Source organism: Marinobacter arenosus (assembly GCF_019264345.1).
Taxonomy (GTDB): domain Bacteria; phylum Pseudomonadota; class Gammaproteobacteria; order Pseudomonadales; family Oleiphilaceae; genus Marinobacter; species Marinobacter arenosus.
Genome location: NZ_JAHVAO010000001.1, coordinates 310,763 through 336,080, shown reverse-complemented (window position 1 = coordinate 336,080; position 25,318 = coordinate 310,763). Strand labels below are relative to the sequence as shown.

Here is a 25,318-nt window from a genome sequence, read left to right as displayed (position 1 = left end):
CTCTCCTGAACAATTTCCCATTTCCTCACGACTCGTGGCCGGCATTAACCCGGACGTTGTCATCGGTAAACTGATACCAGGCAAGCCTTCGGCGTGCCCACCAACCGGCCCGGATTCGGCCTCCCCGGGCTTCGATCAATGCCTGCAACGGTTCCATGGACCAATGAGTTCCGTCGTAGGTGACACACAAGATGTCATTCGGCCGCCGCTCGGCAAAATCAACACAGGGATGATGATCGAGTTCATAGATCAGGTCGTCCCACTGAGCTTCGCCGAGGCCATCGACCCCCAACTTTCTGCGCAGTAAAAACGGCTTCTGGCTTGTATCTTTGTGGGCTTTGATCATGAGATTTTACCCCGCAGTTCGTTCGCCCTTCATTGCTATGACAGCATTCGAATCTGAACTGGGACTGAAAATCTGTAAGCGGGATAAACGCGATTTGATTCACATCAATTAGTGAATCAGAAAACGGGCCAAGGTGGAGCACCAAGGCCCGTAAAAGGTAGGATCAGAAGGCGAGCCTGGTTCCGATTACGGCAAACCAGTCTTCGGTGCTGCCTCCTTCCGCTCTGGCGAAATCGGCGGTATCACCGTACTTGCGCTCGTGGACCACACCAATGTAAGGCGAGAAGGACCGATCGATCAGGTCGTAGCTCAGCCGAAGCCCGGTTTCCGTCGAACTCAAGCCCTTACCCAGTCCTATTTCCCGATCCTCGCTGAACGCGACCGTCGCGTCCACGCCGGCCGAGAGAATCAGGTGGTTGGTCAGGAGCAGTTCGTATTCGGCGTCAAACTCGGCCGAGGTGTCGCCCTCGTCACTGACATACAAACTCGCATCGACCTCGAACCAGTACGGTGCCAAGCCGGCAATGCCAATAACCGCGTAGGTCCGATCCGGCCCTTCCGGGGTATCGAACCTCACCCCGGCCTTGGCGTCGAAGAAGTCAGAAATCGGGGTCTGGACGAGTAGCTGGTTCTCAAGCTGCTCATACGCCTGCTCTTCAATGGCGTACTCACCCTTGCCCAACCACCGGAATTTGAGTGCATCAGTTCCGTAGAAGGCATCGCCATTCCAGACACCCAGTTCCTCATCGTCGTCGCTATAGCGGTACTCCAGTTCTTCAAACTGCACACCCCAAACGGTCAGCGGATCTTTCCGACCCGACGTATCCTCTCGCATGTCACTGGCCAACGCCGGAACCGATGGCACAGCAATCGCCAGAGCCAGCGCAGAAAGGGTCAGAGACCTCATGCATCACCTCCGTCCTGCTTGACAGCAATGTCGGCGGTGTTGCCCTGGTCAGGACCGCCTTCCACAACAACTTTCCGGAACATGCCCGAGGCCGCATGATAGGACAGGTGGCAATGGAAGGCCCATTGGCCGGGTGCATCCACTTCCGTTTCCATGTAAACCGTTGTGCCTGGCTGAACACTGACCGTGTGCTTCACCGGGTTCCACTCACCCGCCCCCACGTCGAGGATCGACCACATGCCGTGCAGGTGCATCGGGTGGGTCATCATCGTTTCGTTCACGAATTTGAAGCGGACGCGCTCGCCATACTGCAGTCTCAGTGGCTCAGCATCTTCGTACTTAACCCCATTGATGCTCCAGGTGTACCGTTCCATGTTTCCAGTCAAGCGAAGCTCGATTTCCCGGGTCGGTTCACGCTCCTCGTACAACGGCTTCTGGGCTTTAAGATCGGAATAGGAAAGGAACTTGCCGCCATTGGCCGCAACCGGAACAAGACCGCTTCCAGCGGCATAGAACGGGTCACTCGCGCCGCCTTCGGACATCATCATGGCGCTGTGATCCATCCCGGCCATTGCCGAGTGATCCATGCCTTCCATATCGCCCATCGCTGAATGGTCCATGCCCTCCATCGACGAATGATCCATTCCGGACATGTCTCCGGAACCGCTCATATCCATGTTTCCGTGGTCCATTCCGTGCATGCCGCCCATATCGGCCATGGTCAGGAGCGGAGCATCCCGCAGTTCGGGAACCTCTGCTTCCATGCCCTCTTCCGGTGCCAGGGTGGCCCGAGCATAACCGGACCGGCCCATGGACTCGGCAAAGATGGTGTAGGCCTCAGCAGTCTTCGGACGGACGATCACGTCGTAGGTTTCCGCGACGCCAATCCGGAATTCATCCACGGTTACCGGCTGCACGTTATTGCCATCCGCCTGCACCACAGTCATTTCCAGACCGGGGATTCGAATATCAAAGTAAGCCATGGCTGATGAATTGATAAACCGCAGACGAATTCGCTCGCCCGGCTCGAACAACCCGGTCCAGTTCTGGTCCGGGCCTTTACCATTGATCAACCCCGTAAAGCCCTGAACGTCTTCCACGTCCGCCTTCATCATCCGCATATCGCCCCAGGCGAGACGATCCTGAACGGTGGCCATGAATCCATGGTTGGAAATATCGGAAAAGAAATCGCCAACCGTCTGCTGCTGACGGTTGTAATAGTCCGGCATCATTTTGAGATTGCGCATGATCCGGTCCCCATCATGGGGGTGCTTATCCGTCAGTTGGATAACGTACTCACGGTTATAGCGGAACGGCTCGCGACCTTTCGGCTCAATCACAATCGCCCCGTAGGCGCCGTTCGGCTCCTGGAAGCCCGAATGGCTGTGAAACCAGTAGGTGCCACTCTGAACCACGGGAAACTCATAGGTAAAGGTTTCCCCGGCGGGGATGCCCGCAAAGCTGATGCCCGGCACACCGTCCTGGGTAAACGGCAGAATCAGTCCATGCCAGTGAATGGACGTAGCCTCATCCAGATTATTGGTGACATTGATTGTCGCGGTCTCCCCCTCCTTGAACCGGAGGACCGGCCCCGGAGAGGCACCGTTGTAACCAATACCTTCTTTGACAAAATCACCGGTATCGATCATCACGCGGTCTACAGTGATGTTGTACTCACCGGCAGCCGCGATTACAGGCATAAGGAGGCCGAGAGCCCCTGCCCAAAGGACTTTTTTCATCGCTTGGTTGCTCCTGAAATACTGGAAACCGGAGCACCGTATGGGTGCTCCGTTCATACTCTTCCCGTCTGGCTCAGTTTGCGCTGGCCTGGGTGTCTGCAGCGGATTCAAAGTTCACATCACCGTACATTCCGGACTGGTAGTGACCGGGAATGTTGCAAGCGAATTCGAGGACGGTCTTGGTGCTGAAGGTCCAGACGATTTCCTTTTTGTCGCCCGGCTCAACCAGCACGCTGTTGGGGTCGTCGTGCTTCATGGAATGGCCGTTGCCCATATCCATGTTCATCATGTCGTGATCGAGCTTGCCACCCTGAATCACGCCGTGATCAACCATCATCTTCATTTCGTCACGATGGGCCTCGTGCATGTCCGGAGTGCCGATGTTGAATTCATGGACAAGGTTACCCTTGTTCTCGACGACGAAACGAACCGTTTCACCTGGGGTAACGTCGATGGCCTCGGGCTCATAGTAGTTATCGTGCATTTCCACCTGGATGGTCCGTGACACATCGCCTGCCTTGCCGGGCTCACCGATGTCCCCACCATGACCACCGCCGTGGCTGCCAGCCGCAAAGACCGTGGCGGTCATGGACATGGCTGCTGCTGCAGCAATAAACTTTGATACTTTCATTCCATCTTCTCCTGTGACTTGATCCGGTACGAAACATCAGTTGCCTTGCCCTGAAGACGAGGCAATAGTACAGAACGGTAGACACGATCTCGCATCAACCTGAATCCTTACTGAAAATGACAAACAATTTATCATTCAGGCACAGTTCAGGTTGATTACCGACACTGGCAACGCTTTGTTGATCCACGAAGGAACGGACGAATGCGCTTACTGCTCATTGAAGACGACCGCCTCTTGGCTGACGGGCTGGCGAGACAACTGGAAAAGGCGGGTTTCAGCGTCGACACCGCCCACACTGCCAGAGAGGCTCATCTGCTGGGCCAACAGGAAGACTACCGCGTCGGTGTCCTGGATCTGGGCTTACCCGATGGCAACGGGCTCGAGGTACTCCGCAAGTGGCGTTTAAACCGGGTGACGTTTCCGGTCCTGATCCTGACCGCCCGGGGAGACTGGCAGGATAAGGTGAATGGGTTGAAGGCCGGTGCCGACGACTATCTGGCAAAACCCTTCCAGACCGAGGAGTTGATTGCCCGCCTGAACGCCATTGTACGCAGAAGCGAAGGCAGGGTTTTCTCAGTGGTTCGAACCGGTCGGTTCGAACTGGATGAAAACCGCCAAAGCCTGAAGGTCGGTGATGGCAGTGAACACAGCCTGACGGGCACCGAGTTCCGGCTGCTTCGGTGCCTCATGAGTCGGCCGGGGCAGGTATTTTCAAAAGAGCAACTGATGGAACAGCTCTACAACCTGAACGACAACCCCAGCGAGAACGTCATCGAGGCTTATATCAGGCGGCTTCGTAAACTCGTCGGCACCGACACCATCTCAACCCGGCGTGGCCAGGGATACCTGTTTAATGACCTGGATTAAAAAGCCCGCGTCGGTCAAAAATGCCCTGCTCGTGCTGTTGTTACCGGCCGGTATCGGTTTGATGGGGTTGGCCTGGCTGGTACACGGCCTGCTACTTGATCGCATGTCGAGGGAATTTGTCGAGAGCCGGCTCAAGGACGAAGTGGCTTTCCTCGAACACCAGATACGCGAATCGAGCGGGCGCCTGGACGCACTCCAGACCGGAGACTACTTTCAGGATGTCTTTCACCATGCGTTCGCCATTCAATCGCCCACCCAGACCCTGGTATCGCCGGAATCCTGGACGCCCCTGTTGATGCCCCTGATCGCGTCCGGGCAAGCCGGAACCATCCGGGTAAAAGACGCGGTCGTCGACGATGCACCGTCGGAGATCCTTGCCTACCGGGCGTCCTTTTTCGTGGACGGAACGCCCATTGTGGTGATTGTCTCGGAGGATCTGGAGGCCCTGAAAAGCAGTCAGGCCGAACTTCACCTCTGGACCGCCATCCTCTCTGTACTTCTGATTCTCTTGCTGGTTGGCGTCATCTGGCTGGGCATCAGCTACTCCATGCGTCCTGTGTTATCGCTCCAGGCGGCCCTGAAACGGCTCCAGGGCGGCGAAATCTCTAGAATCCATGTCCAGAGCCCTGAAGAATTCCGTCCCCTCGTTCAGCAGTTAAATCAACTGTTGGATTCCCTCGATCAACGGCTGGAACGCTCACGGGACGCGCTGGCGAACCTGTCCCACAGTGTGAAAACGCCCATCGCGGCGGTCCGGCAGATCCTCGAGGACACCAGTCGCCCGCTCGACGATGACCTGAGGCATCAGATGGCCGCCCGGCTCGACGATATCGATAAGCAACTCGAAGCGGAAATGCGGCGCAGCCGGTTCGCAGGACCGCAGGTGGGCAAGAGCGCCAGTCCGGTCAAGCAGGCACGGGATCTGTTGTGGATGTTGGGACGCTTGTACCCGGAAAAATCATTCGAGCTCTCCACCTCGCTCACCGACGAGGCCCGCTGGCCGATCGAAGAGCACGATCTCAACGAGATCCTTGGCAACTTGCTTGATAATGCCGGTAAGTGGTCAACCCAGTGCGTAGAGCTGACCCTGGAGCAAGAACACAACCTGGCCCGGATTGTCGTAACCGACGACGGCCCGGGTGTTGATGAAGACGAATTGGATAAACTGGGCCAACGTGGGTTGCGGCTTGACGAGCAGACCCCCGGGCACGGCCTCGGTCTGTCCATCGTCCAGGACATTGTTGACCGATACGGCGGCCGAAAACGGTACTCAGCGGCGCCCAATAACGGTTTGAAGGTGGTGATCGATATCGGGATCTAGCCCCTTATTCGGCCTTACCGGCACTGTTGCAGTGGGCGCGGAACTCCAACCGGCTGATCCGGTTATCGCCGTCGGCATCGGTGACCTGCAGCATTCGCAAGCCAAGGTCAAAATCCTCCGCCGGTGGCCGTTCCCCAAAACCCTCCGGGACCTCACCGCATTTGAGATCCTCTCCGATTCCGCATTGACGCAGGTAGATCAGCTCGCTTTGATCGATGTAGTCGTTAAGGTTTCTATCCGCGCACTGGAACTGCCCCTTGGCGCCGGGAGACAACTCTTTGCCGACCACCAGGTCCGCGTTATCAGGCGATGCGCAACCATTTAACGCCAGCAAACCGGCGAGCATGAGTGTTGAAGTCGACCAACGGAGCATAGAGACCCTCCTAGATGTGATACCGGCGCTAACCGGCTTGGTATCTGCTGCCAGGGCACTCCCTCATTTCAGGTGCTGCGGCAACGGCATCGGTTTTGAGAACAGGAAGCCCTGGCTCCTGAGACTTTCCACGGCAGCTTTGGCCTGGCGGAATCCTGGGGCAGCACGCCCTCGGTAATTTTGATTTCCAGGGCGCGGGGCGCCGCCGGAACTCGACTGCAGTTCTCTGACAGGAGCGGATACCAGATGACCACTCTCACTGCTCGCTATTAAGAAAATAGTTCAATCCGCCCGGCATCTCACAACAAATTGTAATTTGGCCCAAAAACACAAACTCCTGTTCCCTTGGCACTATTCCGACCGCCCCTCCTGTTCGACCTTCAGCAGGGCTCGTTTGCGATCAAGCCCCCAGCGATAGCCGCCGAGTTGACCATCCGCCCTCAGCACCCGATGACACGGGATTAACAGAGCGATGCGGTTACGCGCGCAAGCAGAGGCTACGGCACGGATGGCCTTGGGCTTGCCAATCCGCTGTGCGACATCGCCGTAGCTGAGTACCTGCCCTTCCTGAATACTCTTGAGAAACCGCCATACCTGAATCTGGAAGGCGGTCCCACGCATATCCAACGGGATATCCGGGCTCGGTTCTCCCTGGCTGACGTGCTGGTCGAGGGCATCTATCCAGTCATCAAGTTCGGGCGTTTCAGCCGCGGGCGACGGAACCACGCTGGCGCCCGGGAACTCCTGCCGTAATGCGGCGACCAGTGAATCGGCATCCTCGCCGAACTCAACGAAACACACCCCTTTCCGGGTTGCGCCCATCGCAATGAGGCCCAGGGAGGTTTGCCGACAGGCATAGGCGATAGTCTCCCCGTTCGCACCGGTCTGGTACTCTTTCAGCGTCATCCCAAGATTCCTGCCCTGCTCGCCATAGACCCGACTGACGGAACCATACCCGGACGCAAAAATGGCGTCGGTCACTCGTGTCCCCTCCCTCAGCGATGCTTTGAGCCGCCTCAGACGGACGGCCTCCTGGTAGTCTTTTGGCGAGACACCGATGACGTCCTTGAAAACCCTCTGCAACCGGCTCGGGGACAGTCCAACGATGCCGGCGAGAGTATCCAGTGTCAGTGGTTCCTCTGCCCGTTCCTCGATCGTTCGGGCAAGTCGGATCATCTGGTCGGATCGATCGATGTCAGTTGGCATTGGCATGGCCTGCGCTCATGTTGAACCGGATAGTGCAATGAAACGGGAATTGGTGCCCGGATGCCATCCGTTTCTTGCACGTGAACGACGAACTTTCACTGTCTGAACCGTTCCACGGGATCAGAACTCTGTGTGGTCGTGCACGGAACAACGGACAAATATGTTCAATACTCAACCAATCCTACAAAAAGCCGCGACCACGGAGGGTTTCATCATGAACGTCGTCAGATCCCGCAATACCCAGCGTGCTCTGGTCATCTCGCTTGCATTGACCGCCAGCACCGTCTCCCATGCAAACACGGTAAACGTTATCTTCTCCGCAGAGAATGCCCTATACGGCGCCGGTTACGACATCGGTCGCGCTGACGGGTGGATGGACACCACCTTGAAGAACGCCATTCGCCAGTATCAGGACCGGGCCAGCCACTTACGAACCAGCGGAAACCTGGATTCAGACACGCTGACGTCTCTCGGAATCGCCAACAAAGCGGGTACCAGCATTTCCGGCAACTCGGTCGCCAGCAAAGCCGACGCCCTCGCAGCCCTTGGGATCTCCGAAGTCCGGCCCGCACCGGCCGCCAAGCCAGCGCCCAAGCGTGAAGAAATTGTGGCCAAGGCATTCACGGTGCCCCCGGCTCCCGAACCGAAAGAGCAGCCCAAACCGGAAGACCAGCCAGAGCCGAAAAAAGTAGCCGAAAAGCCTGAACCGGCTCCCGAACCTGTCTCCGTCAAGAAACCGGAAACCGCTAAATCAAGCACTGGCGTGACGGTAAAGGCAACCGCTGAGGTTGAGCAGACGTCCGTTGCTACCGTGCGCGTAGAGCCGGAAGCGCCGATCTCGAAATCAGATGAGATTAAAGCTGTAACCAGCGAAAATAATGAAGAATCTACCACGACAGACGATGTGCAGGTATTGACTGCGGAGGTGACAGAGCAATCCGATCCAAGCACACAGCTGCCCAGTGAACCGACGGCCACCGGCATGACCGCACATACCCCGGCCGAAGAAAACGCTGGCCCTGTTTTGGAGAGTCCGGAGCACCGACCTGCGGCGACGGGTGACGATCGGTCCATCTTTGGCTCCCTGTTCGATTTCCTTTTTGGCTGGATGGCTTGACCGAGAAGAGCCCGGGGCAGGAACGTCTCACACGCAAGAGAATATTGAAGGAAATATTGCGTTCTTGGCGCACACTGACTATTCCTTAAGCAGTCCCGAGATCACAGAGGATGTGCTCAAATGATGCCTGTCAGACGATTTGTTCCTGCCGTGGCGGCTGCGCTGATCAGCTCCCTCGCCTCGGCCCAAGACTCTTCCACCCTAGCCAAACAGCTGGCGAACCCCATTGCAAGCCTGGTGTCGGTTCCCTTCCAGTCGAATTTCGATTCCAACATTGGCCCCGGAGAGGACGGCGACCGCTACACACTCAACATACAACCGGTTATCCCTTTCTCACTCAATGAGGACTGGAATCTTATAAGCCGGACCATTCTGCCGGTTATTGATCAAAGTGATATTTTCCCGGGTGCCGGCAGTCAGAGCGGGCTGGGCGATACGGTGCAAAGTCTCTTCTTTTCCCCAGTCAAACCCACGGCCAATGGCTGGATTTGGGGCGCCGGGCCCGTCTTCTTGCTGCCGACTGCGACCGACGATCTGTTGGGAACGGAAAAATGGGGCGCAGGCCCAACCGCTGTTGCACTGAGACAGACAGGGCCCTGGACAGCTGGAGGCCTCGCCAATCACATCTGGTCCGTGGCAGGCGATAACAACCGCGAGGATGTCAGTCAGTCATTCGTTCAACCATTCTTCACGTACACAACACCCAAGGCGTTCAGCCTTACGCTCACGGCAGACTCTGTCTACAACTGGAAAACCAGTGACTGGACCATCCCGGTCGGGGTGTTCGCCGGACAGGTATTTACCGTGGGCAAACAGATCATGCAGATCGGGGCGGGGCCGCGCTATTACGCCCAGAGTCCGGAAAGTGGACCGGATGGATGGGGCGCTCGGATTAACGTCGTTTTTCTGTTTCCCAAATAGGCAGTCTTGGGAGCGTCAGGGGGGAGAGGTTTTGATCAGAAGGGGGATTGCCCGGAGCGAACTGAGGCTTGAGCCTCCAGAACACTTCAACTCCGGGCACGCCTGAATACCATCAGAACTTCCAGAAAGGCGTATTCAGCTTCTGGTGAACAACGTCCGGGGAAAAACCGACGTCATTGAGAAGACGACGATCCATAGTCATCACCAGGTGAACAAAGTTTCGCTTCATTCTCCAGCCCTGATAGATAGCAGCAGCTCGTTTCATATCCTATCTCCATATTCAGCAGTTAAAGGTCCGGGAATCGATTCCTGGAACCGTGTTTGATTAGGCTGCTATTCTAGTGCCGTCACACCGTTTGCTGAATACTTGGAAACCCCTATCAGCGGGGCATTTCAGACGATTTCCGTTTTTTTCAGAGCTGCTGCCGGGCTCCTGAATATGCCCGGCAAGTTGCGGGGGTATTGAACTCAGGCACCACCACCATTCTGAACCAGTGCCTGGTAAAGCTGGTCCTTTAGATGTGCCCTTTTCTGCTTCATTCGGTGAAGTTTGTCGTCACCAATGGGGGAATCCCTTTTTTCCAATCCTTCTATTTCCTGATCCAACTCTGCGTACTGCTTGAACTGATCCCCGAATCGCGGGTCATTACTTTTCAGTTCATCAATCAAATCGCTGTACTGCGGAAACTCCCTATGGAGCTCATGATTCGAAATTCCCATCGCGGCTTTCTCCTCTTGGTTGCAGAGTGTCGGATCACTGACTTCTACATAATAGACGACACTGCCATTTTCAGGGCACCTTTGACAAATCGCTAATAACGCTCAATCGAATGTGGGTATAGCATGGGAAAACGATACACAGTTTAGCTACGCCCCGGGGCTCTCACGAATGACGTTTGCACGAATTGCTGGCACGGGTTCTTACCTGCCTGAGAACATTGTTACCAACCAAGACCTCGAAAAGATGGTCGACACGACTGACCAGTGGATTCGTGAGCGAACCGGTATCGAACGACGACACATCGCGCTCGAAGGCCAAACCACCGTCGATCTGGCCGAGCCCGCCGCACGTCAGGCGATTGAAGCCGCCGGCATGGTCCCCGAAGACATCGACCTTATCGTCTTTGCCACCTCGACACCGGACAAGATCTTTCCCAGTTGTGCCTGCATCCTGCAGGCCCGCCTTGGCATCCATGGCTGTCCCGCCTTCGATATCCAGGCTGTATGCAGTGGATTTGTCTACGCCCTTGCGACTGCCGAAAAGTTCATCAAAACCGGAAGCAGTAAGAAAGCCCTCGTCATTGGCGCGGAGGTCTTCTCCCGCATCATCAACTGGGAGGACCGCGGAACCTGTGTGTTGTTCGGTGACGGCGCGGGCGCGGTGGTGCTTGAGGCCAATGAAGAGACCGGCGTTCTGTCCACCCACATCCATGCCGATGGTCAGTACGAAAAACTCCTGCATGTTCCGTGCGGTATTGCGGACGGCTACGATCAAGTCAAAGCCGGGCTTGCCTTCGTAGAGATGAAGGGCAACGAAGTCTTCAAGGTCGCGGTCAATACCCTTGGCAAAATCGTGGATGAAACCCTCGACGCCAATCAGATGCAGAAATCCGACATCGACTGGCTGGTTCCGCACCAGGCGAATCTGCGTATCATCGCGGCGACGGCCAAAAAGCTGAATATGTCGATGGATCGGGTTGTGGTCACCGTCAATGAGCACGGAAACACTTCCGCGGCCTCCATTCCCCTTGCTCTGGATGTGGCGGTACGGGATGGCCGAATCCAGCGCAACGATGTCTTGCTGCTCGAAGCCTTCGGCGGCGGGTTTACCTGGGGATCGGCGCTGATTCGTTACTGAGTCAGGCCTCGCAAACCCAATTGCGGCCTGTCTCCTTGGCCTGGTAGAGCGCCTCATCCGCCCGGTGCAGCAAATCGGTCAGGTTCTGTTGCCAGGTCTCTGGGGTCAGGGTGGAAATTCCGACGCTGATCGTCACCACATTGGCGGCGCTTGAGGCCTTGTGAGGAATGCCAAGCGCTTCGACGGCGCGCCGGCAGAACTCACCAAACTCTTTCGGGGTCTCGGTATTCGGAAGCACGATACTGAACTCCTCCCCCCCATACCTTGCCACCAGGTCAGCCGGACGGTGCACCACCTGACGAAGACAGTCGGCCACCTTCTTCAGGCAGGCATCGCCTGCCGGGTGACCGTACTCGTCGTTGTATTCCTTGAAATGGTCAATATCAATCATCACCAGTGACAGCGCACTTCCCTGCCGAATTGCACGCCGGTACTCACGCTCCAGATAAATGTCAAAATGCCGCCGGTTGGCAAGTCCGGTGAGCGCATCCGTAAAAGAAATCCGCTCCAACTCGGTCTTCGCCTCAGTCAGTTCGGCATTTTTTCGAACGCTGATGACGAAATAGCTCACGATCAGACAAGCCAGAGTGATACCAGCCATCGCAACGAACAGCGGGAATTGGCTTCGCCTGTCCCCTATAAATGTCGCTGAGGGCAAAGCCTCCACCACCCATTCACGCCCGCCAATATCAAAGACAGCGGACGTATACCGACCTTCTGCTTCCCAGCCCTCGTCCATCGGATTGCCGGAGCTGAACAGCAACGTATTCTCCTGCCCTGACCGGTCGTACACCTGAAACAGAATGTCGCCGCTGAACTCATCGCCAATGGCGAGGTCCACCAATTCTCCAATCCTGAACACGCCATTGATGAAGCCATAGTGCTGAAGGGCCGAACCGGGATGGAGACTGTCGGGTGCCGACCGGTATAGCGGCGCAAACACGAGAAAACCTCTCTGGTTCTCCGGTTCCTGAACCAACCGGATTCCAGCCGTGGCCGCCATGTTGCCGGTGTCTCGCGCTTTCAGGAGCGCAGCTAACCGGGATTGTTCGCTGGCAAGATCAAACCCCAGAGCAGCGCGGTTTTCAGAAAGCGGCTCGATAAACTGCACCGGCACATACCAATCCCTGGCGCCCGCTTCCCGAAGGCCGGCGGTAGAGGTTTCGCGGATCATGAAATTCACGAATTCCTTACGCTGTTCCCCAACAAACGCCGGCACATCTTCTCGCCGGACCACCGGTACCCAGGCAAACGCCTGGATCGCCGGAGAGCGTTCCAGAATTCGCCTGGTCATGGTGCCAAACCGCTCGGAGTTCATTTCCGGCAATACGCTGACCGCCTCTTTCAAGGCGTAGAGAATCTCGAGGTTCAGCAAGACCTCTCGCTCAAACACAGCGGACATCTGATCAATGTCGGACCTGAACTCCAACTCGATCGCTCGTGACTCCTCGACGTAGAGGGTTCGTCCAAGAGCAATGCTGACACCGATGCCGACGACGAGCGCAATGATGGCGCCGAACATCGTACTGTGCTTCATGGCCAGAGGCCCGGATCGACGAACATCGGTTTTTCGATAGACATGGCACCCACAGCCTCACAATTCGGAACCCGTTATATGCGTTCGTCCCTACGTTAATACTCTAGGCCGAGATAACGGTTTTTGTAACGCAATAACGCCCTCGGAATCATGATTTTTGTTGTGGGAAGGTAGGGCCTTCCGATACACTGTTTTTTTATACAGCATTACGCACATTCACTGCGAGGAGTGACCATGGCGGTACAAGCAGTTTATTTTTCCGATAGGGACGGCCTGGATATGGCGTTGAAACATCCTGAAACCATGCTCTTTACTTCGAAGGCAGAAGCCGACGCCCGCGACAAGGTTCTGGAACTGGCTGAAGAAATCCAGGTGTTTCTGAGCCGTAAGGTAGAGGGTTTGAGCGATGACCAGGCGGAACTCTGCGCCATGGCGATTGCAGAAGAGCGAGACCTGTTTCAGAAGGCTTTGAAAAAACCCGAGCTATTGAACGCCCCACAGGATTGAACCGACCATCGCCGGGGCAGGCAACCTGCCCCAACCTGCCATCCGCTCAACCATCCCGCCCTAAAGGAAGTCAAATTCAAGGTGCTGGTAGACACGACCCGCATTCTTACTGGCCAACTCGTCAAAGGTATCCAGGTAGGACCACTGTGACTGATCCAGGTTATACGCCTCGTCCAGCCCTCCGCCACGCTCAAGGATGTCGATCACCGAGTTTCTCAGAAAGACCAGATACCCTTTTGTTTCCTTTGTAATTATATCCAGAGAGGCTGGTTCGCCATGCCCGGGAATCACTCGCTCGGGATTGAGCTGGCTCATCCTGTCGAAAGACTCAATCCAGGCGCCGGTGTCCGTATCGTCAAACACCGCCAGAAGCCGCTGATGAAATCCGAGATCGCCCGTAATCAGGAGCTTCTCGTCAGGTATCCAGAGCGCAATGTCGCCAGGCGAATGCCCGGGGCCAAAGTAGCGCAGCTCGATCGTTACATCACCCATGTCCAGGACATACTGATCCGAGAAGCCGATATCAGGGACCGCAACATAGGTGCCCTCAGCCTTCTCACGGTTGCGGTTTTGCATGGCCGCGAGCTTGATGTCGCCATGGTCTCGAAACTCCTCGATGGCCGATTCGTGGGCAATGATAGGGACGCCTTTGTCGCGCCAATAACTGTTTCCCAACATGGCATGCCCCTGCCCATTCTCATTGACGACGTACGCAACCTCCTTGTCTGTCACACGTCGAATGGAATGATGGAGCGCCCTGGCCAGGAGATAATTATCTCCGCCATTCATCACCACCACGCCTTTCTCGGTGATGACGAAGCTGAGGTTGTTGTTATGGCCATGATTTTCGTAGGTACCCGGTGCGGTTGCGCCAATGGCCGAATACACACGATCAGACACTTTGGTTAACTCGAGATGCTCTGGAACACCGGTTTCACCGGCCAGCACATTCCCTGTCACCAGTATCAAAAATCCCAGCAAGACCGCGTTTAATCGCATCGTCCGTCCCTCGCTCATAACTCTCCCGTCTGGTCCACAGTGCGGAACACGGCCTCGGCCAAGGCCGAGTCATCCGGCAGGCCTACAATACGCTGTACGTCTCCCTCGGCGTTCTTATAGAAAACCGCGGGCGTGGCGGAAACCGAGAGCGTCTCCATCAATCGGTTATTCCGCTCTACTCTTGTTTTCAGCTCTTCCGGCACTGAGGCCGGCGTTACAAGCCAATCCCGAGGAAACTGGCCATCGTGAAAATCCAGCATCTCGACGGGTTCCGGGGAGGCGATCACGCTCGCCGATTTCGCCAGGCTTGAGGGCTGAATCACCCCGACCAGGATGTGCCGGAGCTCAATACCCCGCTCGAGAAACGGTTGCGCCTTTTCACGGAAGACAACGCAATACCCGCAATTCGGGTCGGTGAAAACATAGACGATCCGTTCGGCCTCAGCGGGCCCCTCTGCAACCCACGTCGCTTTCTCAAGCCGTGACCAGACGCCATTCAAGTCGATCCTGGGCGCCCAGGCGCGGATCTGCGCCTGGCTGAGATCCTGACCGAAGCCGTCCATCATTGTCCCGACCACCACATGCTCACCGTCTGGCATCAGATACAACGTCACCGCCCGACCATTGCTGCGACCGACGAAACCGGCGAGCCCCCCCGGCGCTTCAAATTGCGCGTCGATGGTCAGGCCCTCATCCACCAGAACCTGGACCGCATCGGGGTACTGGCCGAATGCCAGCCCCGGCAGAAAGAACAAAATGACTTTAAGAGTATTCCCTATCATATTGTTTTTACTGATCAGTTTCTTAAGAAATCAGAAGGAGGCCATTTCCAGATCCATCTCGACAGCGGCCACACCCGCTACGGCACAACTCTCATCAATGTCGCCGGAGGGAGCACCACTGACGCCTACCCCACCAACCGTCTCACCACTGGCCTGGATCGGCACCCCGCCCGCCGACAACAGGACATTATCAAGCTTGCCGACCGAAAACGGACCGGTGAAACGATCCTCGAGGGACGAGGTCTTGCTCGTGAACGTCATGGCTGTATAGGCCTTGCGGTAACTCACCTCCAGCGCCAGATCCATGGCCAGAACATCCCGAAGCACAACCTGTGGGTGACCGCCGCGGTCAACGACCGTAACGGCCACCTGGACGCCCTGTTCCCGACAGGCCTCAATGGCGGTTTTGGCAACGGTCAGCGCGGTGTCCATGGACAATCGCTTGACCTCGATCATGACCGGCTGATCGCCCTCTGCCGCGACGGCTGTACCTGAGACGGCAAGCACAGACATGAAGGCCAGAGATCTTGCTAACGTGGGTCGCATTGTCATCTCCCTTTTCCGGGACCAGTGACTCAAGGACGGACCAGCACGAAGCCCTGGTCAATCCGTTCAAGAATGTGGGCGACTCCCACCGGCACCGGCAGAATGTCCCCAAGCAGCTCTGGTCTGGCGCCGCTGCTCCGCTCAATCGTATCTAGGGTATTCATGCACACCGAGAACCGGACGCCCTGGGCCATCAAACTCGCGACCCTCTCGCGCCGATCATTGTCAGCGAAGAGAAGCGTGACCCCCGGCCCGAAGGTTGTGATTTCAATGTCGACGAGATCCGGCTGATAGTGCTCCAGGAGGTTGCCCGCGACACTCAGCACCAGGTCCTGCTTCTCCGGGTCGCCATCGCTCAGTTGCAAAAGGAGAAAGGTCTCCGCGAATGGTTTGTCCGGATTGATCGGCTCTTCGGCCCGGAGTCCCGGAGCGGAAAGAACGATTGCCAGGCTCATCAGAGCGCCTGCAACCTTCCTGAAACCGAGGGACGCGTTCATACCGAGTAGTTTTCCAGGCCCGGGTTACCCGCCACGTTTTTCAACTTCGGGGTATTGAACTTGTCGATCTTCACCGTCTTTTCCGATCTCAGGTAATCGGCAACCACATCCCAGATTGGGCGACCAGGGGCCCTGGAGTTGACCGTGGCCCATCCGGCCACCTTGTACAGTTTGTCTGCCTGGATCAGCTCGCCGTTATCGAGTCGCATATCCGAAATCCGAGCATTCATGGTCGCGGTGGGGTCGCAGGTGTAATCCATTCCGCCAACCCGAACCATGTCACCGCCCTGCTGGTAGTAGGGATCCTTGTTGAACAGGTTGTCGGCCACGTCTTCCATGATGAGCTTGAGGTCGGCGCCGGACATTTCACGCACGTACGTTTCCGGGTACGTGATGGCGGTGGCATTCATGACATCATCCATGGTGATGGCATCGCCCGGAAGTACGGTGGTTCCCCAGCGGAACCCCGGTGATAGGGAGATCTGGGCATCCAATACCATTCGTTGCGCGTCACAGATCACCTGGTCCATGGTGCCGTTAAAGTTACCGCGGCGGTAAAGGAGTTCGTCCGCTATTGCGAGTTTTTCTCCGAGCTTATCCAGGTACGGGGCTCGTACCTCATGAATGAAGCGCTCCATACCGCTATCTGGCTTGATCAGATCCGAGAAGACCGGCAGCAACTTGTAGTCGTACCCGCGAACGCCGTTATCGCCAATGTCCAGATCAAGCACGGCGACGTATTTGCCATTCGTCCCGGCGTTGCTGACGAGTGTCTTACCACCCGGATTCTTGACGATTGACGGCTGAGGCACCGCATCATGAGTATGGCCGCCCAGGATGGCATCGATTCCGGAAACCCGGCTGGCCATCTTGAGATCCACATCCATGCCGTTGTGGGACAGGACCACAACCGCGTTGACCTTTTCCGTCTCGCGGATCTGGTTCACCAATTCCTGCATCTCGGATTCGCGGATACCAAAACGCCAGTCCGGTATGAAATAGGACGGATTTGCAATGGGCGTGTAGGGGAAGGCCTGACCGATGATGGCCACCCGCTTGCCGCCAAGCTCCCGGATGGAATACGGCTTGAACACCCGCCCGCTCGCCTCGTCAAACGATTCGGCGCCCATGAACATGGCCTCATCCGAGAGGAAGACATTCTGAGCAAGAAACTCACCGTCAAACCGGTCGATGTTCTTGCGAATCTGCGCTTCCGGATAGGTGAATTCCCAGTGACCGGTCATGACGTCGATGCCCAGGCGGTTACTCGCATCCACCATGTCCTCGCCGTTGGTCCAGAATGCGGTTCCTGAGCCCTGCCACAGGTCGCCACCGTCCAGCAGCAGGGAATTTCCGGGCCCGGCCTGCTCCCTCAGTTGGTCAATCAGGGTTTTCAGGTGAGCAAAACCGCCGAGCCGGCCATATTCCTGCGCGGCTTCCGTGTAGTTCAGGTAGGTAAATGCGTGGGAACGTCGGGACGCCTGGTTAATGCCAAAGTGATCAAGGAACGCCGAACCCACGAGGTGAGGCACTTTGCCCCGGCTGGGACCGATCCCCAGATTCACGTTGGGCTCCCGGAAGTGAACCGGTAACAACTGGGCGTGAATATCCGTCAGGTGCAGGAGTCGAACGTTCCCGAATTTGGGTAAGTCGTACAGTCCCTCTCCCCCTTTCGCCAACGCTAGTTTCGGAGCAAGACCGGCAAGAGCAGCCGCCTGCATGGCAATCAGGAAATCTCGGCGGGATATGGACACTGTACTCTCCTCTGTTTCTGGTTATTGGAGTGATGGCCTCCTTTTCAGGGCCTTACCGTGAGCCCGAAAGGGAGGCTGATGGACGCACCATCGGTTCAGTGACCGATGGCTGTCATTCGCCAGGCCTCCTTCTGGCCCTGCTGCTGGGCGACGGACTGGTTCGCCAGCTCCAGAGCTTCCTCCGCCAGCCTCAGGGCAGCCTCGTAATCGTTCGCACCGGCGGCTTCCTTGGCCGCCTTGAGTCGGTCTGAGGTGGTGGTCCACTGAAAGGTGCCGGCTTCCTGGTGCGTTCGCTCTGCTTGCGAATAGGTCTTATCAAAATCGTCCTGTGGTCCTGCCTGGGCACACAGTGGGACCGACAGCGCAAGTGCCATTCCAAACGTCACGAGTGATCTGTTCATAGCAATTCTCCGGTCAGCGTTGCCGTCACGGCCTGGTGGATGGGCCCACAACTGGGAGGCCGTTGCTCATGTAGGTGAGGAAGTACTCCAGATTTCGGTACTCCGTACTCTGGGCCGGCAGTGGTTCGGCTCGAACGTTGCGGTTGCAGCCGGCAAAACGCCGATGCAAGGTCCCCAGCTCGCCCCACTTGGACCGGTGAACCGGGAAATTGGAGGGCTGACCAAGTGCTGGCGACAGCAGGTCTGCCCGGATCCAGTTGCCCGGATTCTGGACATGACAGCTGGCGCACGAGAAATTCAACTGGCCCCGGCGACTGTAGTAGAACTCTTTTCCGGACTGATAAGCCGCGAGCGCTTCCGGGCTATCCTGCACCTTGATATTGAAGTTCTTGCCCTGGGAGGTAGACGCCATGTACGCGGAGATCGACGCGATATCCCCCTTCTTGTATTTCAGGGGCTCCTCGCCATTGGCTTCTCGACACCGGTTTATGGCCAGTTCCAGCGTGATGACCTCATCGTTCTTGTCGTCGAAGTACGGAAAGTTCTGGCGAATGCCGATACCGCCATTCTCAAAACAGCTGGCATAGGTCTTTCCATTGGCGAATGGCGTTTCAAACATCTCCTTGCCCTCCGCGACCGCAAACTCATAGGGTGGAAAATCCTGGAGGGACTCCCACTGCGAGCGGCGATCATCGTCAAGCGCGTATTGGCCGTTCACGTATTCTTCGTACGGCACATCCGGGAACATCTGCTTGAAGTATTCAACCGCTTCCTTCCGATCCTCTTCCGGTGTGCTGCCCGCCATTGCCGCGGGAACTATCAGTGCCGCTCCGAGCGCAGCCAGAATGACCTTTGTTTTCAGCATGTCCAATCCTCCTCCGCAGCGGTTCAGAACCTTCCGGCCCTGCCGCCCTCTAACTTCAGGCGATCGTGGCGGTTGTCGAATCGCTCTCACCTTTGTTGTCGGTCCAACTGATGGTCAGCTTGTCGCCCTTCTTGGCGCCTTTAAAACGACACTCCAGGAACGGATCCTTCGACACCGCAGGCCCCCAATTGGCAACAAACACGTCTTTGCCGTTATGAGTGATCGTCAATAACTGGATGAAATGGGCTGGAATGACGTTGCCTGCGGAGTCCTTGACGAAGCCCGAATCCATCGGGTGCCGAACCAACGCCTTGAGGGAGGTTACTCCCCCGTTTTCCACTGCTCGAACTCTGATACTTGATGCCATTGTTATTCTCCTGTCCGTCCGGGCGTTAACCGCCGCAACCGCCCACGGTCACTTTCACGTTTTTAGTTGCCTTGTAGGCCTTGCCGTCAGAAATCACCACGGCCACGACGTCCGTCGTCTCGGCCATTTTCAGGCGATTGGATACGAACGGCAGGGTGCCCTCGGGAATGTCAAAGGAGGCCGCCAGGGCATTGGGGTTTTTGGCAACCAGTAAGGCGATACTGGTGACATTTGGTAACGTGGTTTCAACCGTGGCCGGCACCACGGCCCCGTTCTGCGCGATGGTGGGCAGGTCCATCGAGATCTTGTCGGACTCTGTCGCTTCCATTCCGTACAGCTCAGAAATGGTGGCATCCACACCCGGCGTGCTGAACGCCTTCTTTGGCCAGTCAGAGGTATCCAGTGAGGCCGCAGCCTCCACCCTCAGCGGCACGATTCCGGATCCCAGGGCAAAGCTGGCAACGCCCGCCCCCAAGACCCCTTTCAAAAACCCTCTTCGCCTTTGGTCAATCACGGCAACTCCTCCTCGCTCTACAGCGTGTACAAATAATCGATTACCCGGTTGATCTCGTCTTTGCTCATGATCATGTGCTTGCCGAATGGCGGCATGACCGTCACCGGATTGAACTGGGTTTCGTCCCAGATTCGCTTGAACAGCATGTCCCGGCCCGGATAACGGGCCTTCATGTCCGCCAGCTCCGGCCCGATGGTTCCGGTCAGCTTGCCGTCGTCCATCTGGTGGCACGCCAGACAGTTGCCGTCCTTGCGACTGAAAGCGAGCTCCTTACCACGGTCTATGTCGGCCTGGGTAGGTTCCGCCACCACCACCGGCGCACCACCCAGCGCGAGTGTGGTCAGGCCGATCGCCAATAATGCGTTTCGCATCTCGTGTTCCTCCTCCGCACGTTTGATGGGGCGCCCGGCCCCGCCGCCTGTTACTCCGTGAGCCCCTCATCAAGTGGGCCAGTCGTGCTTGGTGTCAGGTTTTTGTCCGCCGCCGAATCGCTGACGGTCACCTCTTCCTTACAGTCCTCCATGCACCGGACGTTGACGACTTCCGGTCGCGGGTCCTCCCAGACAAAGCCGTCCTCGTTGGGCATCTTCACTTGCGGGAGGGTGTCCTTGTTGGCAACGAAGTCACCATCCACGATGTAGTTGAGGTTCAGCACGTAGGCCGTGAGCGCATAGACCTGGTCGTCGGTCAAAGACTGTGGCGCAAAAAACGGCATAGCCCGATGGATGTAGTCCCAGAGTGTGCTGGCGTATGGCCAGTAGCTGCCGACCGTTTTTTCCGGTCGGTCCTCCGTGAGACTGCCTTCGCCTCCGGACAGTTTTGGATAACGACCCATGCCTTCGCCGAACGCGCCGTGGCAGGATGAGCAATAGGTTTCGTAGATGCCCATACCCTCTTCGACGCTGCCGCTGCCTTCCGGAAGCCCCTTGCCGTCAGGCCGAATATCAATATCCCACGCCTGAATCTGCGCTTCGGTGGCCGGTTCGCCATACCCGTAATGACCTGCCGACTGGGCCAGCCCCATGATCGGCAACGTGGCCAACAGCACGCCGGAACAAAAACGGGTCAAGGAACGTGACGATTTTTCATAGCTGAACATTGTTCACACTCCCGTCTCCCGAGATCTGCCAGGTCTGGATGGCATTCTTGTGGTAGATCGAATTGGTTCCGCGCACGCCCTTGAGCTGCGCCAGTGTGGGCTGCACGTATCCGGTTTCATCGACCACACGGGATTGCAGCAGCGCCGGACTGCCGTTCCAGTTCCATTCCAATGAGAATCGAGTAAGTGATTTGGACATCACGGGCTCGTGAAGCTGGGCTTGCTGCCAGTTACGACCGCCATCCACAGAGACGTCGACGGCTTTCACCTTGCCCCGCCCGCTCCAGGCCAGACCCTCGATCTGACAGATGCCCGTTCCTCGCACCGGGTTTTCCGGACATGGCGAGGTAATCACAGATTTGGCTTCCATCACCCAGGTAAAACCATGGGCCGTGCCATCGGACATGAGGTCGGTGTACTTGGAGGTTTCTTCCCGCTGCATCCAGGGCTTATCGCCCACTTCGAGACGACGTAGCCACTTGACATGGGTATTGCCCTCCCAGCCCGGGACCACGAGCCGAATCGGATACCCCTGCTCACGGCGCAGGGCCTCACCATTTTGCGCGAAGGCCACAATGACGTCGTCCAGCGCCTTTTCCATAGGAATGCTGCGCGTCATGGCCGCACCGTCTGCGCCCTCTGCCAACAGCCACTTGCCCTCCGGCTTCATTCCAACTTCCTGCAGCAGGGTCGAGAGACGCACTCCGGTCCATTCAGCGCAACTCACCATTCCGTGCAGGAATTGCAGCGAATTCAACTGAGCGCCGCGCCACTCCATGCCTCCGTTGGCGGGGCATTCGATAAAGTTGATCTGGGAAACGCTGGGAAAGCGTTGAAGATCTTCCATTGAGAGGATGATCGGCCGGTCCACCAGGCCATGAATCATCAAACGGTGTTGCTGCGGATCGATCTCCGGGCGGCCGGCGTGGTGACGCTCAAAGAACAGCCCGTTGGGCGTAATGATGCCCTTGAGATTCTGCAACGGCGAAAAACTGATGGACGATATCTTATCCGCGGTCAGCCAGGGGACGTTCCGGCGAATAACGTCTTTCTCGAAAGGCGACGGAACCCCGTAGGGCTCACTGACCACACCCGGCCCGAGGGAGCGGGTCCATGGTGGAATCTCGGGCGGGTATTGAGTCTCCGAAGCCCAGAGCTTCGGGGAGAGCCCGCCAAGTGCGCCTCCCACCATCGCACCACCCGCCGTGAACAGACCACTGCGGAGAAAACGCCTGCGCTCATTTGACGGTAAACGTTCAGATTCTTTCAGGGCAACTTCGGATACTGCCTGATTAAGTCGGCGGAGTTTGCCGAGCATACTTTTCTCCTCCTTCGATGCCTCTTCGGGCCAGTCGGCCAGCAATCATGTTGTCACTGAATGCCGGTCTTGTTGTTTTCGTTATAAGGATATAACTTATTTATAGAACGGAAAGCGACAAGTTACAAGACTTTTTTTGAAGTGGTTTTGACTCGGCGGTTCAAGCTGAAGGAAAGCAAAGCCGTCAGATTTACCCAGTGTTTTCGGGCTTCGGCCGACGCCGTGAGATTGTCGGGGAGGTCATTAGAAGCTTGTAAAACCCGCTCATTAAGGCGGTCTGGAGGGATTACGGCTTTCGATAAACCGATCAGGGCACGACTTTACACGGCCAGATTTTATATCAAGTTGTTTGCATAGATAGGAATTTCACGTGGCTCGAAAATGGTGAAGGCGGATGACATTTAAACCTTTAATCGGCAGTCGTCATGACCGAAATCTGGCCGGGCAATTTCGGTGCCTCAGTCCAAAAACTGGCACTCTTGGGGAAAAACGAACCTGCTTGTCCCAAAAAGGCATCCAATGACCCGCTTAGGCCCCGTATACTTTCCATAGAACGATCAAAACAATAACGAACGGATCAACGCCATGTCTGACAACGCTTCGTCGCGATTTCCTTCCATTCTGATCGTCGGTGCCGGTTTTGGCGGCCTGGGTATGGCCATCACCCTCAAAAACGCCGGGTTCCGGGAATTCACGATCCTGGAGAAAGGCGCTTCCGTTGGTGGCACCTGGCGCGACAATACCTATCCGGGCGCCGCCTGCGATGTCCAGTCCCACTTTTATTCCTATTCGTTTGAGCCCAAACACGACTGGTCGCGCAAGTTCGGACTTCAGCACGAAATCCTCGGCTACATGGAGCATTGCGTCGACAAATACGGGCTGAAGGATCACCTTCGCTTAAACAGCGAAATTCGTGACGCCACGTTCGATGAGGCCTGCAACGAATGGGCGGTCACGCTGACCAATGGCGAGGTGCTGTCAGCCAACGTCCTGATCACTGCGACCGGACAACTGAACCAGCCTACCTGGCCGACGATTCCCGGAATGGATTGCTTTGCTGGCAAGATGTTTCACTCTGCCCGATGGGATCACGATTACGACTTCAAAAATAAACGGGTTGCCGTGATTGGAACGGGAGCCAGTGCCATTCAGTTCGTTCCGGAGATCGCCCGGCAGGTCGAATCCCTGAGTCTGTTCCAGCGCTCCGCGGCGTGGGTTCTGCCGAAACCTGACCGCCCGTTCAAACGTTGGGAGCAGGCGCTTTTCCGCGCACTCCCGATCTGGGACAGGATCTATCGCTACCTCATTTACTGGAAAAACGAGAGTCGGGCCCTCGCGTTTACCAAATTCAACGGGTTGCTGGAGCTCTTCGCCCGTGAGGCGCGAAAAGAGGCCCGGAGGCACGTGACCGATCCGGACAAGCTCAAACACATCATCCCGGATTACCAGATCGGGTGTAAACGCATCCTGATTTCCAACGACTGGTATCCGGCCATCAACCGGCCCAACGTGAACCTGATAACCGACAGCATCGAGCGGGTGGACCAGGGCGGTGTGGTTACCGCGGACGGTACCCATTATCCGGTCGACGCGATCATTTTCGGCACGGGCTTCAGGGCGTCTGAATTCCTGGCGCCCATGACAATCACCGGCCGATCAGGTCGTACCCTGAATGAAGCGTGGCAGTCGGGCGCCTCCGCGTTCAAAGGCATTACCGTCAGCGGCTTCCCCAACCTGTTCATGCTCTATGGTCCGAATACCAACCTGGCTCATAACTCCATTATCTTCATGCTGGAATCCCAGTTCCGGTACGTACTCGACGCGCTTCGGGCACTGGCGAAGTACCCGGGTTCCGCCATGGATGTTCGTCAGGATCGCCAGGAACGCTTCTCCAACCTGATCCAGAGCGGCCTGAAGGGCAGTGTCTGGGACGCTGGATGCACCTCCTGGTACCTCGACGCAAATGGCAAGAACACGGTGAACTGGCCGGGATTTACCTTCACCTACCGGTTCGCCACTCGTCACATCGATACCGCGGATTACCAGTTCTTTTACCCCTCAAAACCCGCCTAGACTCGTTTCCCGGGCAGTTTGCAGAGCCAGTTCCAGTTGCAGTTGTTGGATATTCATAGGATGATTGGGTGACCGGTTTGCAGGATGTTCCCCAATGCTTGAAAGAATCCGTAAAGGGTCTCTGGTTGAGACCGCCATCGAAAGCCTCCGCCAGGCTATCCAGTCCGGCCAGTGGGCGGTGGGCAGCAAACTGCCCATTGAGTCTGAACTCTCAGAGGCCCTGGGGGTCAGCCGAAATACCGTACGAGAAGCGGTTCGGGTGCTGGTGCACGTCGGTATGCTGGAGACCCGGCAGGGAGACGGCACCTACGTTCGCGCAACCCGGGACGCCGGCGAGACACTCCGACGAATTGGCAGGACGCAGCTGGCCGAGCAGTTAGAGGTTCGAATCATGCTGGAAACGGAAGCGGCCACGCTCGCGGCGACACGGCGGACGAACGAGGATCTCAGAGTCATGACCGATGCCCTGGACAACCGGGCAAAGGCCGGTGATGACCTCGCCGAGCGGATCCGGCACGACGAACGTTTTCATCACGGCCTGGTCGCGGCCTCACACAACTCTGCGCTTTGCGAGCTGTATGACTATTTTTCCCATGCCATCAGCCAGACCATCGAGCGGACAGAAACCGACGCTGATCTGCCGGAACCCTCGCAAGAGGACCACGAGTTGTTGCTCGCGGCGATTCGACGGGGTGATCCTGGCAAGGCCGAACAACTTGCTCGTGCCCTGCTCCGCCCCAGCCTGCAGGCTCTCAAGAAACAGGTGCCCTGAG

Annotated in this window: 29 protein-coding genes; 8 read left to right on the top strand and 21 right to left on the bottom strand. The window is 56.9% G+C overall.

Annotated elements, in window-relative coordinates:
* Positions 1 to 25: 25 nt before the first annotated feature.
* From KXD86_RS01595 to KXD86_RS01580, 4 genes are all read right to left on the bottom strand, one after another.
* Positions 26 to 346, bottom strand: a complete 321-nt coding sequence (locus KXD86_RS01595) for a hypothetical protein (RefSeq protein WP_218634341.1) — start codon at positions 344 to 346, stop codon at positions 26 to 28.
* 163 nt (positions 347 to 509) lie between these two features.
* Positions 510 to 1,181, bottom strand: a complete 672-nt coding sequence (locus tag KXD86_RS01590; RefSeq protein WP_376770961.1) for a copper resistance protein B — start codon at positions 1,179 to 1,181, stop codon at positions 510 to 512.
* 68 nt (positions 1,182 to 1,249) lie between these two features.
* Positions 1,250 to 2,992 carry a copper resistance system multicopper oxidase gene (locus KXD86_RS01585; RefSeq protein WP_218634339.1) on the bottom strand — a complete coding sequence of 581 codons (1,743 nt, stop codon included), beginning with the start codon at positions 2,990 to 2,992 and terminating at the stop codon, positions 1,250 to 1,252.
* A gap of 73 nt (positions 2,993 to 3,065) precedes the next feature.
* The gene (locus KXD86_RS01580; RefSeq protein WP_218634338.1) at positions 3,066 to 3,623 is read right to left on the bottom strand and encodes a cupredoxin domain-containing protein; all 558 of its coding nucleotides are present in this window, start codon (positions 3,621 to 3,623) and stop codon (positions 3,066 to 3,068) included.
* A gap of 201 nt (positions 3,624 to 3,824) precedes the next feature.
* On the opposite strand from KXD86_RS01580, the gene KXD86_RS01575 reads away from it, so the two are divergent.
* Both KXD86_RS01575 and KXD86_RS01570 read left to right on the top strand, forming a co-directional pair.
* A complete protein-coding gene (locus KXD86_RS01575) occupies positions 3,825 to 4,490 on the top strand; it encodes a response regulator (RefSeq protein WP_218634337.1) in 666 nt (221 codons plus the stop codon).
* On the top strand, positions 4,477 to 5,811 hold the full coding sequence (locus tag KXD86_RS01570; protein ID WP_218634336.1) for an ATP-binding protein: 1,335 nt from the start codon (positions 4,477 to 4,479) through the stop codon (positions 5,809 to 5,811). The genes KXD86_RS01575 and KXD86_RS01570 overlap by 14 nt, the downstream gene beginning before the upstream one ends.
* A 4-nt stretch (positions 5,812 to 5,815) precedes the next feature.
* Here the strand turns inward: KXD86_RS01570 and KXD86_RS01565 are convergent, their stop codons facing one another.
* Both KXD86_RS01565 and KXD86_RS01560 read right to left on the bottom strand, forming a co-directional pair.
* Positions 5,816 to 6,184 (bottom strand): EF-hand domain-containing protein, encoded by a 369-nt coding sequence (locus KXD86_RS01565; RefSeq protein ID WP_218634335.1) that lies wholly within the window; start codon positions 6,182 to 6,184, stop codon positions 5,816 to 5,818.
* Positions 6,185 to 6,535: 351 nt separating this feature from the next.
* Positions 6,536 to 7,396 carry a bifunctional transcriptional activator/DNA repair enzyme AdaA gene (locus tag KXD86_RS01560; protein ID WP_218634334.1) on the bottom strand — a complete coding sequence of 287 codons (861 nt, stop codon included), beginning with the start codon at positions 7,394 to 7,396 and terminating at the stop codon, positions 6,536 to 6,538.
* 124 nt (positions 7,397 to 7,520) lie between these two features.
* Here KXD86_RS01560 and KXD86_RS01555 point away from each other — a divergent pair, with 124 nt between their 5' ends.
* Positions 7,521 to 8,507: a peptidoglycan-binding domain-containing protein gene (locus tag KXD86_RS01555; RefSeq protein ID WP_218634333.1), complete on the top strand. Its 987-nt coding sequence runs from the start codon at positions 7,521 to 7,523 to the stop codon at positions 8,505 to 8,507.
* A gap of 120 nt (positions 8,508 to 8,627) precedes the next feature.
* Entirely contained in the window at positions 8,628 to 9,428 is an 801-nt protein-coding gene (locus tag KXD86_RS01550; RefSeq protein WP_228739293.1) for a transporter, read from the top strand.
* A 112-nt stretch (positions 9,429 to 9,540) separates the two neighbouring features.
* Here the strand turns inward: KXD86_RS01550 and KXD86_RS01545 are convergent, their stop codons facing one another.
* Both KXD86_RS01545 and KXD86_RS01540 read right to left on the bottom strand, forming a co-directional pair.
* On the bottom strand, positions 9,541 to 9,693 hold the full coding sequence (locus tag KXD86_RS01545; protein WP_218634332.1) for a DUF1127 domain-containing protein: 153 nt from the start codon (positions 9,691 to 9,693) through the stop codon (positions 9,541 to 9,543).
* A gap of 203 nt (positions 9,694 to 9,896) precedes the next feature.
* Positions 9,897 to 10,148, bottom strand: a complete 252-nt coding sequence (locus tag KXD86_RS01540; protein ID WP_218634331.1) for an HP1242/YdcH family protein — start codon at positions 10,146 to 10,148, stop codon at positions 9,897 to 9,899.
* Between the two features lie 169 nt (positions 10,149 to 10,317).
* Between KXD86_RS01540 and KXD86_RS01535 the strand changes: the two genes are divergently transcribed.
* On the top strand, positions 10,318 to 11,286 hold the full coding sequence (locus KXD86_RS01535) for a beta-ketoacyl-ACP synthase III (protein ID WP_218634330.1): 969 nt from the start codon (positions 10,318 to 10,320) through the stop codon (positions 11,284 to 11,286).
* Position 11,287: 1 nt separating this feature from the next.
* Here the strand turns inward: KXD86_RS01535 and KXD86_RS01530 are convergent, their stop codons facing one another.
* A complete protein-coding gene (locus tag KXD86_RS01530; RefSeq protein ID WP_218634329.1) occupies positions 11,288 to 12,823 on the bottom strand; it encodes a CHASE domain-containing protein in 1,536 nt (511 codons plus the stop codon).
* Between the two features lie 234 nt (positions 12,824 to 13,057).
* On the opposite strand from KXD86_RS01530, the gene KXD86_RS01525 reads away from it, so the two are divergent.
* A complete protein-coding gene (locus KXD86_RS01525; RefSeq protein WP_218634328.1) occupies positions 13,058 to 13,330 on the top strand; it encodes a YebG family protein in 273 nt (90 codons plus the stop codon).
* Between the two features lie 60 nt (positions 13,331 to 13,390).
* On the opposite strand, the gene KXD86_RS01520 is transcribed toward KXD86_RS01525, so the two are convergent.
* The 12 genes from KXD86_RS01520 to soxC form a co-directional block, all read right to left on the bottom strand.
* Positions 13,391 to 14,329: an MBL fold metallo-hydrolase gene (locus KXD86_RS01520; RefSeq protein ID WP_218634327.1), complete on the bottom strand. Its 939-nt coding sequence runs from the start codon at positions 14,327 to 14,329 to the stop codon at positions 13,391 to 13,393.
* A 14-nt stretch (positions 14,330 to 14,343) separates the two neighbouring features.
* On the bottom strand, positions 14,344 to 15,111 hold the full coding sequence (dsbG, locus tag KXD86_RS01515) for a thiol:disulfide interchange protein DsbG (RefSeq protein WP_218634326.1): 768 nt from the start codon (positions 15,109 to 15,111) through the stop codon (positions 14,344 to 14,346).
* Positions 15,112 to 15,141: 30 nt separating this feature from the next.
* Positions 15,142 to 15,657 carry a GlcG/HbpS family heme-binding protein gene (locus tag KXD86_RS01510; protein WP_218634325.1) on the bottom strand — a complete coding sequence of 172 codons (516 nt, stop codon included), beginning with the start codon at positions 15,655 to 15,657 and terminating at the stop codon, positions 15,142 to 15,144.
* 29 nt (positions 15,658 to 15,686) lie between these two features.
* Positions 15,687 to 16,154, bottom strand: a complete 468-nt coding sequence (locus KXD86_RS01505) for a DsrE family protein (protein ID WP_218634324.1) — start codon at positions 16,152 to 16,154, stop codon at positions 15,687 to 15,689.
* Complete coding sequence (gene soxB / locus KXD86_RS01500) at positions 16,151 to 17,908, bottom strand: thiosulfohydrolase SoxB (RefSeq protein ID WP_218634323.1); 1,758 nt, start codon at positions 17,906 to 17,908, stop codon at positions 16,151 to 16,153. The genes KXD86_RS01505 and soxB overlap by 4 nt, the downstream gene beginning before the upstream one ends.
* A 95-nt stretch (positions 17,909 to 18,003) precedes the next feature.
* Positions 18,004 to 18,309 (bottom strand): HEPN domain-containing protein, encoded by a 306-nt coding sequence (locus KXD86_RS01495; protein WP_218634322.1) that lies wholly within the window; start codon positions 18,307 to 18,309, stop codon positions 18,004 to 18,006.
* Positions 18,310 to 18,334: 25 nt separating this feature from the next.
* Positions 18,335 to 19,174, bottom strand: a complete 840-nt coding sequence (gene soxA / locus KXD86_RS01490; RefSeq protein WP_218634321.1) for a sulfur oxidation c-type cytochrome SoxA — start codon at positions 19,172 to 19,174, stop codon at positions 18,335 to 18,337.
* Between the two features lie 55 nt (positions 19,175 to 19,229).
* Positions 19,230 to 19,541, bottom strand: coding sequence for a thiosulfate oxidation carrier complex protein SoxZ (gene soxZ, locus KXD86_RS01485; protein WP_218634320.1), 312 nt, complete (start codon positions 19,539 to 19,541; stop codon positions 19,230 to 19,232).
* Positions 19,542 to 19,566: 25 nt separating this feature from the next.
* On the bottom strand, positions 19,567 to 20,028 hold the full coding sequence (gene soxY / locus KXD86_RS01480) for a thiosulfate oxidation carrier protein SoxY (RefSeq protein ID WP_218634319.1): 462 nt from the start codon (positions 20,026 to 20,028) through the stop codon (positions 19,567 to 19,569).
* A 44-nt stretch (positions 20,029 to 20,072) separates the two neighbouring features.
* Entirely contained in the window at positions 20,073 to 20,426 is a 354-nt protein-coding gene (gene soxX / locus KXD86_RS01475; protein WP_218634318.1) for a sulfur oxidation c-type cytochrome SoxX, read from the bottom strand.
* Between the two features lie 50 nt (positions 20,427 to 20,476).
* Positions 20,477 to 21,154, bottom strand: coding sequence for a c-type cytochrome (locus KXD86_RS01470; protein ID WP_218634317.1), 678 nt, complete (start codon positions 21,152 to 21,154; stop codon positions 20,477 to 20,479).
* Positions 21,141 to 22,472, bottom strand: coding sequence for a sulfite dehydrogenase (soxC, locus tag KXD86_RS01465; protein ID WP_218634316.1), 1,332 nt, complete (start codon positions 22,470 to 22,472; stop codon positions 21,141 to 21,143). The genes KXD86_RS01470 and soxC overlap by 14 nt, the downstream gene beginning before the upstream one ends.
* Before the next feature lie 585 nt (positions 22,473 to 23,057).
* Between soxC and KXD86_RS01460 the strand changes: the two genes are divergently transcribed.
* Together KXD86_RS01460 and KXD86_RS01455 are read left to right on the top strand one after the other, a co-directional pair.
* The gene (locus KXD86_RS01460; protein WP_218634315.1) at positions 23,058 to 24,545 is read left to right on the top strand and encodes a flavin-containing monooxygenase; all 1,488 of its coding nucleotides are present in this window, start codon (positions 23,058 to 23,060) and stop codon (positions 24,543 to 24,545) included.
* Between the two features lie 94 nt (positions 24,546 to 24,639).
* The gene (locus KXD86_RS01455) at positions 24,640 to 25,317 is read left to right on the top strand and encodes a FadR/GntR family transcriptional regulator (RefSeq protein WP_218634314.1); all 678 of its coding nucleotides are present in this window, start codon (positions 24,640 to 24,642) and stop codon (positions 25,315 to 25,317) included.
* Position 25,318 lies beyond the last annotated feature (1 nt).

What these genes read in the sequence shown, in the direction of transcription:
- KXD86_RS01535 (WP_218634330.1), top strand. Translation starts at nt 10,318, where the DNA reads ATGACGTTTGCACGAATTGCTGGCACGGGTTCTTACCTGCCTGAGAAC.
- KXD86_RS01590 (WP_376770961.1), bottom strand. Translation starts at nt 1,181, where the DNA reads ATGCGAGAGGATACGTCGGGTCGGAAAGATCCGCTGACCGTTTGGGGT.
- KXD86_RS01530 (WP_218634329.1), bottom strand. Translation starts at nt 12,823, where the DNA reads ATGAAGCACAGTACGATGTTCGGCGCCATCATTGCGCTCGTCGTCGGC.
- KXD86_RS01585 (WP_218634339.1), bottom strand. Translation starts at nt 2,992, where the DNA reads ATGAAAAAAGTCCTTTGGGCAGGGGCTCTCGGCCTCCTTATGCCTGTA.
- KXD86_RS01560 (WP_218634334.1), bottom strand. Translation starts at nt 7,396, where the DNA reads ATGCCAATGCCAACTGACATCGATCGATCCGACCAGATGATCCGACTT.
- KXD86_RS01510 (WP_218634325.1), bottom strand. Translation starts at nt 15,657, where the DNA reads ATGCGACCCACGTTAGCAAGATCTCTGGCCTTCATGTCTGTGCTTGCC.
- soxX (WP_218634318.1), bottom strand. Translation starts at nt 20,426, where the DNA reads ATGCGAAACGCATTATTGGCGATCGGCCTGACCACACTCGCGCTGGGT.
- soxA (WP_218634321.1), bottom strand. Translation starts at nt 19,174, where the DNA reads ATGCTGAAAACAAAGGTCATTCTGGCTGCGCTCGGAGCGGCACTGATA.
- KXD86_RS01525 (WP_218634328.1), top strand. Translation starts at nt 13,058, where the DNA reads ATGGCGGTACAAGCAGTTTATTTTTCCGATAGGGACGGCCTGGATATG.
- soxC (WP_218634316.1), bottom strand. Translation starts at nt 22,472, where the DNA reads ATGCTCGGCAAACTCCGCCGACTTAATCAGGCAGTATCCGAAGTTGCC.
- KXD86_RS01565 (WP_218634335.1), bottom strand. Translation starts at nt 6,184, where the DNA reads ATGCTCCGTTGGTCGACTTCAACACTCATGCTCGCCGGTTTGCTGGCG.
- KXD86_RS01495 (WP_218634322.1), bottom strand. Translation starts at nt 18,309, where the DNA reads ATGAACAGATCACTCGTGACGTTTGGAATGGCACTTGCGCTGTCGGTC.
- KXD86_RS01570 (WP_218634336.1), top strand. Translation starts at nt 4,477, where the DNA reads ATGACCTGGATTAAAAAGCCCGCGTCGGTCAAAAATGCCCTGCTCGTG.
- KXD86_RS01575 (WP_218634337.1), top strand. Translation starts at nt 3,825, where the DNA reads ATGCGCTTACTGCTCATTGAAGACGACCGCCTCTTGGCTGACGGGCTG.
- KXD86_RS01455 (WP_218634314.1), top strand. Translation starts at nt 24,640, where the DNA reads ATGCTTGAAAGAATCCGTAAAGGGTCTCTGGTTGAGACCGCCATCGAA.
- KXD86_RS01520 (WP_218634327.1), bottom strand. Translation starts at nt 14,329, where the DNA reads ATGCGATTAAACGCGGTCTTGCTGGGATTTTTGATACTGGTGACAGGG.
- KXD86_RS01460 (WP_218634315.1), top strand. Translation starts at nt 23,058, where the DNA reads ATGTCTGACAACGCTTCGTCGCGATTTCCTTCCATTCTGATCGTCGGT.
- KXD86_RS01540 (WP_218634331.1), bottom strand. Translation starts at nt 10,148, where the DNA reads ATGGGAATTTCGAATCATGAGCTCCATAGGGAGTTTCCGCAGTACAGC.
- KXD86_RS01545 (WP_218634332.1), bottom strand. Translation starts at nt 9,693, where the DNA reads ATGAAACGAGCTGCTGCTATCTATCAGGGCTGGAGAATGAAGCGAAAC.
- KXD86_RS01505 (WP_218634324.1), bottom strand. Translation starts at nt 16,154, where the DNA reads ATGAACGCGTCCCTCGGTTTCAGGAAGGTTGCAGGCGCTCTGATGAGC.
- KXD86_RS01470 (WP_218634317.1), bottom strand. Translation starts at nt 21,154, where the DNA reads ATGTTCAGCTATGAAAAATCGTCACGTTCCTTGACCCGTTTTTGTTCC.
- soxZ (WP_218634320.1), bottom strand. Translation starts at nt 19,541, where the DNA reads ATGGCATCAAGTATCAGAGTTCGAGCAGTGGAAAACGGGGGAGTAACC.
- KXD86_RS01580 (WP_218634338.1), bottom strand. Translation starts at nt 3,623, where the DNA reads ATGAAAGTATCAAAGTTTATTGCTGCAGCAGCAGCCATGTCCATGACC.
- KXD86_RS01595 (WP_218634341.1), bottom strand. Translation starts at nt 346, where the DNA reads ATGATCAAAGCCCACAAAGATACAAGCCAGAAGCCGTTTTTACTGCGC.
- KXD86_RS01550 (WP_228739293.1), top strand. Translation starts at nt 8,628, where the DNA reads ATGATGCCTGTCAGACGATTTGTTCCTGCCGTGGCGGCTGCGCTGATC.
- dsbG (WP_218634326.1), bottom strand. Translation starts at nt 15,111, where the DNA reads ATGATAGGGAATACTCTTAAAGTCATTTTGTTCTTTCTGCCGGGGCTG.